This window comes from Phyllobacterium sp. UNC302MFCol5.2, assembly GCF_000686005.1.
Taxonomy (GTDB): Bacteria; Pseudomonadota; Alphaproteobacteria; order Rhizobiales; family Rhizobiaceae; genus Phyllobacterium; species Phyllobacterium pellucidum.
In genome coordinates this window covers 364585-379650 of the sequence record NZ_JMLL01000010.1, presented here as the reverse complement: position 1 = coordinate 379650, position 15066 = coordinate 364585, and the positions used below count along the sequence as shown (strand labels likewise).

Annotated in this window: 17 protein-coding genes; 13 read left to right on the top strand and 4 right to left on the bottom strand. The window is 59.6% G+C overall.

Annotated elements, in window-relative coordinates; all coding sequences use genetic code 11:
• Positions 1 to 2 precede the first annotated feature (2 nt).
• Entirely contained in the window at positions 3 to 740 is a 738-nt protein-coding gene (locus tag BR48_RS0103750) for a TlyA family RNA methyltransferase (RefSeq protein ID WP_027230079.1), read from the top strand.
• Positions 740 to 1969 (top strand): class I SAM-dependent RNA methyltransferase, encoded by a 1230-nt coding sequence (locus tag BR48_RS0103745; RefSeq protein WP_027230078.1) that lies wholly within the window; start codon positions 740 to 742, stop codon positions 1967 to 1969. The genes BR48_RS0103750 and BR48_RS0103745 overlap by 1 nt, the downstream gene beginning before the upstream one ends.
• A gap of 83 nt (positions 1970 to 2052) precedes the next feature.
• Here BR48_RS0103745 and tldD read toward each other — a convergent pair whose 3' ends face one another.
• Positions 2053 to 3465, bottom strand: a complete 1413-nt coding sequence (gene tldD / locus BR48_RS0103740) for a metalloprotease TldD (RefSeq protein ID WP_027230077.1) — start codon at positions 3463 to 3465, stop codon at positions 2053 to 2055.
• A gap of 95 nt (positions 3466 to 3560) precedes the next feature.
• Positions 3561 to 4079 (bottom strand): invasion associated locus B family protein, encoded by a 519-nt coding sequence (locus tag BR48_RS0103735; RefSeq protein ID WP_027230076.1) that lies wholly within the window; start codon positions 4077 to 4079, stop codon positions 3561 to 3563.
• Positions 4080 to 4461: 382 nt separating this feature from the next.
• Between BR48_RS0103735 and coxB the strand changes: the two genes are divergently transcribed.
• The 11 genes from coxB to rnhA all read left to right on the top strand — a co-directional run bounded on the left by coxB (position 4462) and on the right by rnhA (position 13634).
• The gene (coxB, locus tag BR48_RS23715) at positions 4462 to 5310 is read left to right on the top strand and encodes a cytochrome c oxidase subunit II (protein WP_036813808.1); all 849 of its coding nucleotides are present in this window, start codon (positions 4462 to 4464) and stop codon (positions 5308 to 5310) included.
• A 38-nt stretch (positions 5311 to 5348) separates the two neighbouring features.
• Entirely contained in the window at positions 5349 to 7001 is a 1653-nt protein-coding gene (gene ctaD / locus BR48_RS0103720; RefSeq protein ID WP_027230075.1) for a cytochrome c oxidase subunit I, read from the top strand.
• 82 nt (positions 7002 to 7083) lie between these two features.
• On the top strand, positions 7084 to 8028 hold the full coding sequence (locus BR48_RS0103715) for a heme o synthase (RefSeq protein ID WP_027230074.1): 945 nt from the start codon (positions 7084 to 7086) through the stop codon (positions 8026 to 8028).
• A 1-nt stretch (position 8029) separates the two neighbouring features.
• A complete protein-coding gene (locus BR48_RS26420; protein ID WP_027230073.1) occupies positions 8030 to 8185 on the top strand; it encodes a hypothetical protein in 156 nt (51 codons plus the stop codon).
• Positions 8186 to 8196: 11 nt separating this feature from the next.
• Entirely contained in the window at positions 8197 to 8826 is a 630-nt protein-coding gene (locus BR48_RS0103705; RefSeq protein ID WP_027230072.1) for a cytochrome c oxidase assembly protein, read from the top strand.
• Positions 8827 to 8882: 56 nt separating this feature from the next.
• Positions 8883 to 9761, top strand: a complete 879-nt coding sequence (locus BR48_RS0103700) for a cytochrome c oxidase subunit 3 (protein ID WP_027230071.1) — start codon at positions 8883 to 8885, stop codon at positions 9759 to 9761.
• A 184-nt stretch (positions 9762 to 9945) separates the two neighbouring features.
• Positions 9946 to 10341 (top strand): DUF983 domain-containing protein, encoded by a 396-nt coding sequence (locus tag BR48_RS0103690; RefSeq protein WP_027230070.1) that lies wholly within the window; start codon positions 9946 to 9948, stop codon positions 10339 to 10341.
• Positions 10334 to 11134 (top strand): SURF1 family protein, encoded by an 801-nt coding sequence (locus tag BR48_RS23710; RefSeq protein WP_051614514.1) that lies wholly within the window; start codon positions 10334 to 10336, stop codon positions 11132 to 11134. Before BR48_RS0103690 ends, BR48_RS23710 begins: the two co-directional genes overlap by 8 nt.
• 51 nt (positions 11135 to 11185) lie before the next feature.
• Positions 11186 to 12187: a 4-hydroxy-3-methylbut-2-enyl diphosphate reductase gene (gene ispH / locus BR48_RS0103680; RefSeq protein WP_027230069.1), complete on the top strand. Its 1002-nt coding sequence runs from the start codon at positions 11186 to 11188 to the stop codon at positions 12185 to 12187.
• 2 nt (positions 12188 to 12189) lie between these two features.
• On the top strand, positions 12190 to 13170 hold the full coding sequence (locus BR48_RS0103675; RefSeq protein WP_027230068.1) for a homoserine kinase: 981 nt from the start codon (positions 12190 to 12192) through the stop codon (positions 13168 to 13170).
• Positions 13167 to 13634, top strand: coding sequence for a ribonuclease HI (gene rnhA, locus BR48_RS0103670; protein ID WP_027230067.1), 468 nt, complete (start codon positions 13167 to 13169; stop codon positions 13632 to 13634). The genes BR48_RS0103675 and rnhA overlap by 4 nt, the downstream gene beginning before the upstream one ends.
• Positions 13635 to 13653: 19 nt before the next feature.
• Here the strand turns inward: rnhA and BR48_RS0103665 are convergent, their stop codons facing one another.
• Together BR48_RS0103665 and BR48_RS0103660 are read right to left on the bottom strand one after the other, a co-directional pair.
• Positions 13654 to 14139 carry a peroxiredoxin gene (locus BR48_RS0103665; protein WP_027230066.1) on the bottom strand — a complete coding sequence of 162 codons (486 nt, stop codon included), beginning with the start codon at positions 14137 to 14139 and terminating at the stop codon, positions 13654 to 13656.
• Positions 14140 to 14205: 66 nt separating this feature from the next.
• Positions 14206 to 15003 carry a protein-disulfide reductase DsbD domain-containing protein gene (locus BR48_RS0103660; protein WP_027230065.1) on the bottom strand — a complete coding sequence of 266 codons (798 nt, stop codon included), beginning with the start codon at positions 15001 to 15003 and terminating at the stop codon, positions 14206 to 14208.
• Between the last annotated feature and the right edge of the window lie 63 nt (positions 15004 to 15066).

The following is a 15066-nucleotide window of genomic DNA, read 5'->3' as shown; positions in this document are numbered from 1 at the left end:
CAATGCGGCTTGACCAGCTTCTGGTCGAACGAGACCTCTTTGCCAGCCGCTCGCGCGCCCGCGATGCGATCGTGCGTGGGACTGTCAAAGTGGATGGTGCCGTCGTCACCAAGCCGGGCGCGGTGATTGGCGCAGCCGCCATCATCCTCGTTGACGACCCCGCCAGCGCCTACGTTTCCCGCGCTGCGCTCAAGCTCATTGCCGGCCTCGACCATTTCGACATTCCCGTTGCTGGGCGAGCAGCCCTGGATATCGGCGCTTCGACCGGCGGCTTCACGCAAGTGCTGATTGAACGCGGCGCGGCCCATGTCACAGCTGTCGACGTAGGGCACGGACAGTTGCATGAGCGGTTGCGCGGCGACCCGCGGATAACCAACCTTGAATCGCTCAATGCGCGGGAACTGACCCGAGACCATTTTGGCGGCCTGAAGGCCGATCTCGTCGTCTCCGACGTCAGTTTCATCTCGCTGAAACTTGCATTGCCGCCAGCCCTCGATCTGGCCGAACCCGGGTCGCACTGCGTCCTCCTCGTCAAGCCGCAATTCGAAGCCGGGCGCGAGGCCATCGGCAAGGGCGGAATTTTGCGCGACCCGAAGGATGGCGAACGGGTGGCGGATGATCTAAGAAAATGGCTTGATGCAATGCCGGACTGGAACGCGCTCGGACTTTGTCCTTCGCCGATCGAAGGCGGCGACGGCAACCGCGAGTATCTTCTCGCCGGATTGAAAAGAAAAGTTTGATGAGCACACGCGTTACAATCGAGAAGATGGGAGCGGGCGGCGACGGCATTGCCTCGACGGCATCCGGGATCGCCTACGTTCCGTTCTCACTTCCAGGCGAGACCGCCAATATCGCGCTCGACAATGGTCGGGGCACGCTCATGGCTTTGCTCGAAGCCTCGCCGGAGCGCATCGCTCCTGCCTGCCGCCACTTCGAAGAATGCGGCGGCTGTGCGCTGCAACATTGGCAGGATGAACCCTATCGGGTGTGGAAGCGCTCGCTGGTTCAGGAAGCCCTCGCGGGAAGGGGGCTCGCTTTCGATCTTGAACCGCTGGTGCCCTGCATGCCGCAGACCCGCCGGCGCGTGGTGTTTGCGGCTCGCACGAGCGATCACGGCGCGGTGCTCGGCTTCAATCGCCATCTCAGCCATGATCTCATCGACATTTCGGAATGCCCGGTGACCCTGCCTGATATCGTGTCGCGCCTTGATGACCTGCGCGATCTCGTTGCGGTTGTCGGTGGGGGGATGAAGCCGTTTCGGTTGACCGTGACGGCAACGGCCTCGGGTCTCGACATCATGGTCTCGGGTTGCCAGGCCCCGGACGCCGCAAAGCGCCAGGCCCTGACGGCGCTGGTGCTGAAAAAGGGCTTTGCCCGCTTGACCTATGAAGGCGAAATCATCGTCGAACCGCGCAGGCCCATGGTTCAATTCGGCAGGGTGCCGGTGTTTTTGCCAGCCGGCGGCTTCCTGCAGGCGACAGTCGATGCAGAAAACGCCATGGCAGCTCTGGTGACCGCCCATCTCGCCAAGGCCAAGAAGACGCTCGACCTTTTTGCGGGTGCCGGCACGTTCGCCTTGCGCATTGCCGAGAAATCCGCGGTGCATGCGGTGGAGGGTGATGCAGCGGCGGTGGCCGCGCTTGACCGTAGCGTGCGCCAGGTGCAGGGCCTGAAGCCGGTGACCGCCGAACGCCGCGATCTCTTCCGCCGGCCGTTTCTTGCGCGTGAACTCGCGCCCTTCAACGGACTTGTTTTCGATCCGCCGCGTGCCGGCGCCGAAGCGCAATCGATCGAGATTGCCAAATCCACCGTGCCGAAAGTCGCGGCGGTGTCATGCAATCCCGTCACCCTGGCACGAGACTTGAGCATACTCGTCAAGGGCGGCTACCGGATCGACCGGGTGATCCCGATCGACCAGTTTCTTTGGTCGCCCCATGTCGAGGCCGTGGCGCTGTTGAGCAAGAAATAGAGGGCTTGAATTTGAAGCACACCCTCTGTCCTGCCGGACAGAGGGTGAATCTTGCCTGTCCACATCTAGGCGATAAAGGCCGGTTAAACCGAGGTGCCGCCGACCGTCATCTGGTCCATACGCAGATGCGGTTGGCCGACGCCGACGGGGACCGACTGCCCCGCCTTGCCGCACATGCCCATTCCGGTATCAAGCTGCAGGTCATTGCCGATCATCGAGATGCGCTGCATCGCGTCCGGTCCGTTGCCGATCAGCATGGCGCCCTTGATCGGCGCACCGACCTTGCCATTCTCGATCAGATAGGCCTCGGTGCAACCGAAGACGAATTTGCCGGAGGTGATATCCACCTGACCGCCGCCGAACGAGACGGCGTAGATACCCTTCTTGACCGAAGCGATGATTTCCTCGGGCGTCTTGTCGCCGTCGAGCATATAGGTGTTGGTCATGCGTGGCATCGGCACGTGCGCGTAGGATTCGCGCCGGCCATTGCCGGTCGGTTGCATGCCCATGAGACGGGCGTTCTGCCGGTCCTGCATGTAGCCGACGAGAATGCCGTCTTCGATCAGCACCGTCTTGTTGGTCGGCATGCCCTCGTCGTCGATCGTCAATGATCCGCGCCGTTCCGCAATGGTCCCGTCATCGACCACGGTGACGCCCTTGGAGGCGACCCGCTGTCCGAGCAGTCCGGCAAAGGCGGACGTCTTCTTGCGATTGAAATCGCCTTCAAGGCCATGGCCGACAGCTTCATGCAGCATGACGCCGGGCCAACCACTCGAAAGCACGATATCCAGGGTGCCGGCGGGGGCGGGGATGGCTTCGAGATTAACGAGCGCCTGTCGCAGTGCTTCGTCCGCGGCGTGATGCCATTTGTCGGTCGCGATGAACTCGCCAAAACCTTTGCGGCCGCCGGTGCCGAACGATCCGCTTTCCTGGCGGTCACCTTCACCGACGACGACACTGACGTTGAGGCGGACCATCGGGCGTATGTCGCGCACGAAATGGCCGTCGGCGCGCAAAATCTCGACCTGCTGCCACGACCCAGCGAGCGAGACCGAGACCTGTCGAACCTTGGGATCCTTGTCGCGAAGGTAGGCGTCGATCTCCTGCAGCAACTTGACTTTCGCCTCGAATGTCGGCGACCCGAGCGGATTTTCGTCGCTATAGAGGCTGCGATTGGTTCCGGGTGGGGCAGCGGTATAGGTGCCGGCATAGCCGGTACGGATCGCGGATGCGGCATCCGCGGCGCGCTTCAGGGCACCAAGCGACAACTCGCCCGCGTGAGCATAGCCGACGCCTTCACCAGCAACGGCGCGCAGGCCAAAGCCCTGATCCTGATTGAAAGACCCGTTCTTCAGGCGGCCATTGTCGAAGACAAGGCCTTCCGATTCTCTGTACTCGAGAAACAGTTCGCCATCGTCGGCGCCGGCAAGGCTTTTCTTGACCGTTTCAAGGACTTTTTCACGGGGCACATCAAAACTGTCGATAAGGCTTTTCATAATAAAACGTCCGTTTCAAAATACATGAACGGCATGTAGGCCATTCATCGTCCCACGACAAGTACAAGACGCGCGTGTTTGTTGATATGAGCCGACTATGGAAGGGCGTCGAAGCCTTCGCCAAACCCGTTGAGCTCGACGGGAATGCCGATGCCTTCCTCGGGCGTCTGGAATACAATGAAGGTTGCGGCCTTGCCGGTCTTCAATGTCTGGACCAGTTGGTCTTCGAGTATGACTTCTGCATAACAGCCATCTTCGAAGCAGCGCACGAAATAGGCGCGGCCGATGTCCTTGCCATCGACATTGAGGCCGAGCCCGTTGGGCAAGAGGACGCCGAGGGGCGCGAGCACCCGCAGGATTTTAGCCTTGTTGTCCGCAGTCTTCAGCACGACGACGGAGAGGCCCATTTCGGGCCGGTCGGCGGCGACGACATTCTGTATGAGAGCGCACTGTTCGGATTTGGCGCCTGCGGGCGTATCGCAAAGGATCGACCATGCTCCGTGCGTGGATTTGACCGTACCGCTCTGCTGCGCTGCCATGGCAGTGCCCGCAAGGGCGGTCAACGACAGGGTAAGCAGGCCGATGGCGATGCTGCGTAGCGGAAAAAACGACATATAGGCTCCAAAACGAATCATCCAGACGTTAAACCTACCCGTCGAAGATGAAAAGAATGCCGCACCAACACTCCCCAGCATAGAGCGGCCATCAATGTGTCGTGTAATGCAATAATGGCCGGATTGTGAGCCCTTTTATGCCTTGGGCAGCAAAAACGCGGCGGATGCGAAAAAACATGCCCGTTCAAGCCGCCGTGTGCCTCCGCAATGGAAAGCTGCGCGCAAAAATGCCGCATGAGATCACGTTCGCCTTCCTTGCGATGTAAGCTAATGTGTGGTTTGAACGCGGCATATGACCGGGCCTTCCTGCGCCCGGTGTTATCGTATGGAATCAAAGCTTCATTCGGGAGATTTCTAGGTGAAGAAGAATTTTGTCACGCTGATGGGTGTCCTGGGTGGCCTGCTCGGTGCTGGAACAGCTGCTCATGCAGCAAAGCCCGAGCCCTGGCAGATGACGTTCCAACCCGCTGCTACCGGCATCATGGAGCAGATCGTCTGGTTCGAGCGCTATACTTTATGGTTTATCGTCCCGATTACGCTGTTCGTGATGGTGCTTCTGGCCTGGGTCATGATTCGCTATCGTGCGAGCGCCAATCCGGTTCCCTCGAAGACCAGCCACAACACGGCCGTCGAGATCGTGTGGACGGTTGGACCAGTCGTCATCCTGCTTTTCCTGGCAATTCCCTCTTTCCAGCTCCTGACAGCCCAATATTCTCCAGAAGAGCCCAAGCTGACGATCAAGGCGACCGGCTACCAGTGGTATTGGGGCTATGAATATCAGGCCGGTGAGGCGCCGGTTTCGTTCGATTCGGTGCTTCTGAAGGATGCCGACCGCCCCACCCTCGGCAAGGAAGATCGCGAAGCTTTCCCATATCTCCTCGCCGTCGACAACGAGATGGTCGTGCCGGTCAATACCACGGTCCGCCTTCTCGTCACCGGCGCCGACGTGATCCATTCCTTCTCCATGCCGGCCTTCGGCGTGAAGATGGATGCCGTCACCGGCCGCAGCAACGAGACCTGGTTCAAGGCTGAAAAGGAAGGCCTCTACTACGGTCAGTGCTCGCAGATCTGCGGCAAGGACCATGCCTACATGCCGATTGCGATCCATGTGGTCTCGCAGCAACAATACGATACGTGGTTCGCCGCTGCCGGAAAGGATCTTCCGGGCGCATACAAGGCGTTGACCGCGAAAATCGATGCAGACAAGAACGTGAACGTCGCCGGCAACTGAGCTGGCTGACGCACTAGATTAGGAACGGGAGCACTTTGATGGCAGGTTCTGCAGCTCACGAAGCCCACGACGCTCACAAGCCGACAGGCTGGACGCGTTGGGTTTATTCGACCAACCACAAGGATATCGGTACGCTGTATCTGATCTTCGCGATCGTGGCCGGTCTCATTGGCGGTTCTCTTTCGATCGCCATGCGCGCCGAGCTGCAACAGCCCGGCATCCAGATTTTCCATGGCCTTGCGTCCATGGTCTATGGCTATGAAGGCGACGCCGCCATCGATGGCGCCAAGCAGATGTATAACGTCTTCTCGACGGCGCACGGCCTTATCATGATCTTCTTCATGGTCATGCCGGCGCTCATCGGCGGCTTTGCCAACTGGATGGTGCCGATCATGATCGGTGCGCCGGACATGGCGTTCCCGCGCATGAACAACATCTCGTTCTGGCTGCTCCCGCCAGCGCTCCTGCTCCTCATCCTGTCGATGTTCGTTCCGGGTCCTGCCGGCGGCTACGGCACCGGTGGCGGCTGGACGATTTATCCGCCCTATTCGACCACGGGCCAGCCCGGGCCGGCGATGGATTTCGCGATCCTTTCGCTGCATATCGCCGGTGCGTCCTCGATCCTCGGTGCGATCAATTTCATCACCACGATCTTCAACATGCGCGCTCCGGGCATGACGTTGCACAAGATGCCGCTCTTTGCATGGTCGGTGCTGATTACCGCCTTCCTGCTGCTCCTGGCCCTGCCGGTTCTGGCTGGCGGCATCACCATGCTTCTGACCGACCGCAATTTCGGCACGACCTTCTTCTCGCCTGAAGGCGGCGGCGATCCGCTGCTGTTCCAGCATCTGTTCTGGTTCTTCGGTCATCCGGAAGTTTACATCATGATCCTGCCGGCCTTCGGCATCATCAGCCACATTGTCTCGACCTTCTCGAAGAAGCCTATCTTCGGCTACCTCGGCATGGCCTACGCAATGGTTGCCATCGGCGTCGTCGGCTTCATCGTCTGGGCGCACCACATGTACACCGTGGGTCTCTCGCTCGAGACCCAGCGTTACTTCGTCTTCGCGACGATGGTCATCGCCGTGCCGACGGGCGTGAAGATCTTCTCGTGGATCGCAACGATGTGGGGCGGCTCGATCGAATTCAAGCCGCCGATGATCTGGGCGATCGGGTTCATCTTCCTCTTCACCATTGGCGGCGTGACGGGCGTCCAGCTCGCCAATGCCGGTCTCGACCGCGCCATGCACGACACCTATTACGTGATCGCACACTTCCACTACGTGCTTTCGCTCGGCGCAGTGTTCGGTATCTTCGCCGGCTGGTACTACTGGTTCCCGAAGATGACGGGCTACATGTACAACCACGCGATCGCCAACACGCACTTCTGGGTGATGTTCATCGGCGTAAACCTCGTGTTCTTCCCGCAGCACTTCCTCGGCCTTGCCGGCATGCCGCGCCGCTACATCGACTATCCGGTCGCCTTTGCCGGCTGGAACGAAGTATCGTCGATCGGTTCGTACATTTCCGGTGTTGCCGTGCTGATCTTCCTCTTCGGTGTCTTCGAGGCTTTTGCCAAGAAGCGTGAGGCAGGGGCAAACCCATGGGGCGTCGGTGCGACCACGCTGGAATGGCAGCTTTCTTCGCCGCCGCCGTTCCATCAGTGGGAACAGCTCCCGCGTATCAAGTAAGACAATGGCTGTCCGGACCATTGATGGTAGTGGTCCGGATGGCCCTGACGACAATCTATCGGACTGCAGCAAGAACGAACAAATGGCATTGGTTGAGAAAAACGCGAGCATGGATACGAGCATCGGCCTTTCGGAGGCCAGTGCGTCGGATTATGTCGTGCTGCTCAAGCCGCGGGTTATGTCGCTCGTGGTCTTCACCGCGCTTGTCGGCTTGCTGGCGGCGCCGGGACATATCAATCCGGTCCTTGCGGGCATAGCCATTCTTTGTATCGCCGTCGGGGCAGGCGCCTCGGGCGCGCTCAACATGTGGTACGACGCCGATATCGATGCCGTGATGAAGCGCACGGCCAAGCGGCCGATTCCCGCCGGGCGTATCAGCCGCCAGGAAGTGCTGACCTTCGGCCTGTTGCTCTCGGCGTTTTCGGTCGTCACGCTCGGCCTTTTCATCAATGTGCTTTCGGCACTCCTGCTGGCCTTTACGATATTCTTCTATGCGGTCGTCTATACGATGTGGCTGAAGCGTTCGACGCCGCAGAACATCGTTATCGGCGGCGCCGCCGGTTCATTCCCGCCCATGATCGGCTGGGCTTGCGTTACCAATTCGGTGAGCATGGAAAGCATCGTGCTGTTCATGATCATCTTTTTGTGGACGCCGCCGCATTTCTGGGCGCTGTCGCTGTTCATGTCGGACGACTATGAAAAAGCGAAGATCCCGATGATGCCGAATGTGATGGGTCCGGCATCGACCAAGTTCCAGATTTTTCTCTATACGCTCCTCGTTGCGCCCGTTGCGGTTCTGCCATGGATCATGGGCTTCGCCGGCCCGGCCTACGGCCTTTTCGCCGCGGCCATGGGCGTCGCTTTCATCGTCTATGCCTGGCGGGTATGGCGGGCGCCGGTGGGCAAGGACATAATCAAGCCGGCAAAGAAGATGTTCGCCTTCTCCATCCTCTACCTCTTCGGAATCTACGCTGTCCTTCTCGGCGAAATTCTCGTGCGCAAAGCACTACTATTGGCAGGTGCCTGATATGAGCAATGATCGCGTGACCCTAACCGACAAGCAGAAGAAGGCGCAGCGCAGCCGTTCTATCGCACTTGCGCTGGCGCTCGCTGCTTTTGTCATCATCGTCTATGTCGGCACCTGGGCGAAGCTCGGCGCCAACATCCTGATCCGGCCGATGTAATGAGTGGTTCAATGTCTGAGGAAACCGTAAAGAGCGCAAATGCGCCATCCGGGCGGAAGCGGAAGGTTTCGGATCGCACGATTGCGATTTCGTGCCTTGCTTTCTTCTTCGGCATGGTTGGCATGGCCTTTGCGGCGGTTCCGCTCTACGCGATGTTCTGCCAGGTGACCGGATATGGCGGGACGACGCAACGAGTCGAACAGATGTCCGACACGATTCTCGACAAGACGATCACGGTCCGCTTCGATGCGAACACCTCCGGCGCCCTGCCGTGGAAATTTGAGCCCGTGCAGCGCGAAGTCACGATGAAGATCGGTGAGACTTCGTTGATCAAGTACGAGGCAAAGAGCATCGCGGACAAGCCGACGGCCGGACGCGCGGCTTTCAACGTTACGCCGCAGGCCGCCGGCGCCTATTTCAACAAGGTCGAGTGCTTCTGCTTCACCGATACGGTGCTCAAGCCTGGCGAAGACCTTGAAATGCCGGTCGTCTTCTTCGTCGATCCGGACATTGTCAACGCGCCCGAACTGAAGGGCGTCAATACCATCACCCTGTCCTACACGTTCTTCCCCATCGCAATGCCGGCCCCGCTTGCCGCCAATACCGATGTCAAGAAAGAGAACGGGTCAGGACAGCTTTGAACTTGCGCCGGCTCTCGCCGGTGTCTTACAGATGAACAGAAATTGCGGGGGTTAGAATGGCCGAAGCACACCAGAAACATCACGACTACCACATCATCGATCCAAGTCCGTGGCCGTTCCTCGGATCGGTCGGTGCCTTCGTCCTGGCCCTCGGCGGTATCGCATTCATGCGCTACCACGCCGGCGGTGAACTCGTGCTGTTCAGGGCCAACCTGACGAGCCCATGGATTTTCCTCATCGGTCTCGTGATCATCCTTTACACGATGTACGGCTGGTGGTCGGATACGATCAAGGAGAGCAAGCAGGGCCATCATACCCGCGTTGTCCAACTGCACCTGCGCTACGGCATGATCATGTTCATCGCCTCGGAGGTGATGTTCTTCGTTGCCTGGTTCTGGGCCTTCTTCGACGCAAGCCTGTTCCCGGGCGAGGTCGAGCAGGTCGCCCGTACCGCCTTTACCGGTGGCATCTGGCCGCCCAAGGGCATCGAGGTGATCGATCCGCTGCATCTGCCGCTCTACAACACGATCATCCTGCTGCTTTCGGGAACCACCGTTACCTGGGCGCACCATGCGCTCATCCACAATGACCGCAAGGGCCTCATCACGGGCCTCACCCTGACGGTTCTGCTCGGCATGCTCTTCACCTTCGTGCAGGCCTACGAATATGTGCACGCACCGTTCGCCTTCAAGGATTCGATCTACGGCGCGACCTTCTTCATGGCGACCGGCTTCCATGGTTTCCACGTGATCATCGGCACCATCTTCCTGGCGGTCTGCCTGTTGCGCTCGATCCGCGGCGACTTCACCCCGCAGAAGCATTTCGGCTTCGAAGCTGCAGCCTGGTATTGGCACTTCGTTGACGTCGTCTGGCTGTTCCTCTTCTTCTCCATCTATGTATGGGCCGGTTGGGGCGCACCGATGGCCGTCGAATAAGCGGCATCTGTCGAGACATGAAGGGGCGGGCATGGCGACATGGCCCGCCCTTTTCTTTGGGATGTGCTTCAACTTGGCTGCTGGACAGATCAACCAAACGGCGTCACTAATCGCCGTGGCCTTAATCTGGACGCTTGTCCCGATCACAACGCCAACTGAAACAATCCTTTGAGCGCAGATTCCAATGAACGAAGACACAGCCCTTTACCCGCCGACCGATCCGATCGTGGCTGGCATCAAGGCCAAATGCCCGCGTTGCGGCCAGGGCAAATTGTTCGATGGATTTGTAAAGCCCGCTCCGCGATGCACCAATTGCGGTCTCGATTATTCATTCATCGATACGGGCGAGGGGCCGGCCGTCCTGGTCATGCTGCTGATCGGCTTCATCGTGGTTGGCCTTGCCCTGTGGATGGAGGTCAATATCGACCCGCCGCTCTGGGTCCATTTCATCCTGTGGATACCGCTCGCACTCGTGCTTTGTCTCGCCACGCTCCGCTGGATGAAGGGCATTCTCATCGCCCTCCAGTACAAGCACAAGGCCGCAGAGGGACGGCTCGATCGCCCGACCGCTCATGAGTAAGACATACGTAGCGGCGGACCGCCCAAGATTTCCCTGGATCACGCTTATCCTTGGCGCAGTGCTCTTCGCAATTCTCGTGGCGCTCGGCACGTGGCAGGTCGAACGGCTCTACTGGAAGGAAGGTCTCCTTGCGGAGATCGAAGCGCGGACCCATGCCGCACCAGTTCCGCTCGCCGAAATCGAAAAGGTCTGGAACGAAGGTCAGGATGTCGATTACCGCACCGTCAAGGTTGCCGGCCGGCTGCTGAACGACAAGGAGCGGCATTTCTTCGCGACCTACGACGGTTATTCCGGCTTTTACGTTTATACGCCGCTGCTGCTTGATGACGGCCGCGCGGTTTTCGTCAATCGCGGCTTCGTGCCCTACGACCGGAAGGAACCGGCGACGCGCCCAGCGGGCGAGGTCGAGGGCCAGGTGACGATCACCGGCCTTGCCCGCAACCCGCTGGATGCCAAGCCGTCCTCGCTTGTTCCGGACAATGATCTTTCCGCCAATATCTACTACTGGAAAGACCTCGCGACTATGGCCTCGCAGTCGGGGATCGAAAAGGGAAAGCTCGTGCCCTTCTTCATCGACGCCGACAAGACGCCCAACCCGGGTGGTGCGCCGGTCGGCGGGGTCACGATCATCGATCTGCCCAACAGCCACTTGCAATATGCCGTCACCTGGTATGGCCTTGCGGCAACCCTGGTCGTAATTTTGGCAATCTCGCTGCGGCGACGCTATAAACTCCCAGCGGAAAACAAGGCGGCCGTCGATGCAGCATCGTCTTCCGACTTGACTTCCCGCTAATTGCCGCCCAAGTCCAAGTAGCATTTCAACCGGTTCCGCGAGACGATAAAGATGCCTGAGAAGAGACCGCTGACAATCCGCCTTTGCGGACCGCGCGGATTTTGCGCCGGGGTGGACAGGGCGATCCAGATCGTGGTTCTGGCTCTAAAAAAATACGGCGCACCGGTCTATGTGCGCCACGAAATCGTGCACAACCGCTATGTGGTCGAGGGCCTGCAGGCCCGGGGCGCCGTATTCGTCGAGGAACTCGACGAAATCCCAGCGGAACATCGCGACCAGCCCGTGGTCTTTTCCGCCCACGGCGTGCCTAAATCTGTTCCCGCCGATGCGCAGAACAAGAACCTCTTTTATCTCGACGCCACCTGTCCACTGGTCTCCAAGGTGCACAAGCAGGCGATGCGGCATCAGCGCCTCGGCCGGCACGTGATCCTGGTCGGTCACTCCGGCCATCCGGAGGTTATCGGAACGATGGGCCAACTGCCGGAAGGCGCCGTTACGCTGATCGAAACGATCGAGGACGCTGAGGCCTACATGCCCGTCGATCCGGACAATCTCGGCTTCGTGACGCAGACAACGCTTTCGGTGGACGATACCGCCGGAATTATTGCTACCCTGCAGCAGCGTTTTCCAGCCTTGATGGCACCGGCCGCCGAATCCATCTGCTATGCAACCACCAACCGCCAGGACGCGGTGAAGGCGGCGGCTCCGGGATGCGACCTCTTCCTTGTTGTCGGCGCGCCGAATTCATCCAATTCGAAGCGGCTCGTCGAAGTCGCGGAGCGTTCGGGCGCAAGCCACTCGATGCTGGTGCAGCGCGCCTCGGACATCGAGTGGGACCAGGTCGGCGACATATCCGTGGTTGGACTTTCCGCCGGCGCCTCGGCTCCGGAAATCATCGTCGACGAAATCATTCAATTCTTTTCGGAACGCTACACCGTGTCCATCGAACTTGCTGAAACGACCATCGAGACCGAAAACTTCCACGTCATGCGCGATCTGCGTGACGTAGAACTGACAAGCCTCGACATGGCCTTCGTCAACGGAAGCCCCTGATCATGGCCGTCTACACCGACATCAACGAAATCGACCTGGCGCATTTTCTCAAGGACTATGAGATCGGCGAGCTGCTCTCCTATAAGGGCATTGCCGAAGGTGTCGAGAATTCGAACTATCTCCTGCACACAAGTGCAGGCTCGTTCATTCTGACCCTTTACGAGAAGCGGGTGAATAGCAACGACCTGCCGTTCTTTCTCGGTCTCATGCGCCATCTCGCGGGCAAGGGGATCAGTTGTCCATTGCCGGTGAACCAGAAATCCGGTTCAAGCATTGGCGAGCTTGCCGGCCGCCCCGCCGCGATCGTTACCTTCCTTGAAGGCATGTGGATGCGCCGCCCGACGGTGCAGCATTGCTTCGCGCTTGGCGAGGCGCTAGCGCGGATGCACATTGCGGGCGAGGATTTCCCCATGCGGCGGAAGAACGCGCTCTCGGTCGAAGGCTGGCGGCCGCTCTGGGAGAATTCCAGGGCAGGCGCGGACGGAGTGGAACCTGGCCTTGCCAGCGAAACCGAAGCCGATCTCGCGTTTTTCGAGGCGAACTGGCCATCGCACCTGCCGCATGGTGTCATTCACGCGGATCTGTTTCCGGACAATGTCTTCTTCCTCGGCAACAAGCTTTCCGGCCTCATCGACTTCTATTTCGCCTGCACCGACCTTCTCGCCTACGACGTTGCGGTGTGTCTCAACGCCTGGTGCTTCGAAAAGGACAATGCGTTCAACCTCACCAAGGGTACTGCGCTGCTGCGCGGCTATAATTCCATCCGGCCGCTTTCGGCCGACGAGGCGGCAAGCCTGCCGATCCTTGCGCGTGGCTCGGCCCTCCGCTTCATGCTGACCCGCCTCTATGACTGGCTGAACACGCCTGAGGGCAGCCTCGTCGTGAAGAAGGACCCGATGGAGTATCTGCGCCGCATGCGGTTTCATCGCCAGATCAAGTCCGCCGAGGAATACGGGCTGGTCCTCGAAGGACGACGCGCATGAAGGATATCGAAGCGTTCACCGACGGCGCTTGTTCCGGCAATCCTGGTCCGGGTGGCTGGGGCGCTGTCCTGCGCTGGAATGGCAACGAAAAAGAACTATCCGGCGGCGAGGCGGACACAACCAACAACCGCATGGAACTCATGGCGGCGATTGCGGCGCTGAGCGCGCTGAAGGAACCTTGCCACGTCGATCTCTATACGGACTCCGTCTATGTGCGCGACGGTATTTCAGGCTGGATCGAAGGCTGGAAGCGCAATGGCTGGAAAACGGCGGCCAAGAAGCCGGTAAAGAACGCCGAGCTTTGGCAGCAGCTTGATGAGGCGCGCAAGCGACATAAGGTCGTGTGGCATTGGGTAAAGGGGCACGCCGGCCACCCTGAAAACGAGCGCGCCGATGAACTTGCGCGCGCGGGCATGGCTCCGTTCAAGCGCAAGCCGGTGGTTCAAGGAGGCGAGGGCCGGTAAAGCCCTCGCAGCCATAAGATCAGAGCTGCCCGAGCAGGGTTGCAGCGCTCGATGTAACGGCCTGTCCAGGCGCTTCCTCGATGTTGAGTTCCTTGACGACGCCGTCCTCGACGAGCATGGAATAGCGCTTCGAGCGCACGCCCATATTGCCGGCGGCAAGATCGATATCGAGGCCGACGGCCTTGGTGAAGGTCGCATTTCCATCCGACAGATACTGGATCTTGCCTTCGCCGTTGGTCGCTTTGGCCCAGGCGCCCATGACGTGCGGATCGTTCACGGCGACGACGACGATGCTATCGACGCCCTTCGCGAGAATAGCGTCGCGGTTTTCGAGATAACCGGGGAGGTGGTTCATGCTGCATGTGGGCGTGAAGGCACCAGGAACGGCAAAGAGAACGACCTTCTTGCCCTTGAACAGGCTGTCGGAGCGTACTTCGCTGACGCCCTCATCGGTCTTGGTCTTGAATGTGGCATCGGGCAAACGTTCGCCTACCTTGATAGTCATGAATCGCTCCTCTTGAGATTGCGCAAAGGCCTATCGCAGATAGGGTGCGGATGGTGAAAAGTCGAGCTATTCCTTGAAGGGAATTTTTCCGGATACCGACTTGTCGCCCTGCACCAGCGTATAGTAGAGGAGGCCAGGCTTTGCCTGTGCGCCCGAAACGAGCGGCACGGCAAAGACGGCGCTTTTGTCGTCGCGGCTCTTCAATTTCGACATGCCGAAATTGGCCCCGCCTTCCGCAGCCACGAATAAATCGATCTCTTCGCTGCCCGCCGCAAGATCAGCCGTGAAATCAAGATGGTCATTGTCGCGCGTGACGGCTCGAACGCCGAATTCCGCCGATGCTGGTGCCGGCAATTGATCAAATGCGGTCGATATCTGCGCTTTGGTCAGCGGGTCGCTCGGCGTACCGTCGATGGCAATATCGAACTCGGCCGTGACGGGAATGCAGATTGTTTCGCATATGCCGAGGAAGGCGTGCCCCTTGAGATGGGCCGGCTTGGCTGGGTCTTCCAGCGTCAGCGTGAACGGGAGTGACACGGGCTTCTTGTACCCGGCCCACTGCGTGCCTCCATCGGCGAAACGGTGCGGCGTCGGGAAGGCAAGCGCATAGGCTTTGATGTTGCTGCTCGCGGTGAGATCGAGTTCCGGGGGCACGCCTGCGTCACCCGGTTCCTTCCAATAGGTTTTCCAGCCCGGATCGAGATTGATCTGGATGGCGCCGCGGACCTCCGGGGTACCGACCGCAGGATTGTCGACGATGACGCGGACCTTGCCGCCGGGCGTGCTGGTCCAGTCTGAACTGGCAGCGGCCGCCGGAAGAGCGAAGAGCAATGAGGCAACGAGGTAAAGGAATTTTGTTTTCATGGCGGCGACAATTACAATGCTTTTCGTTGCGATCAAGGAGATGAGGGGATTTGCCCATCATAT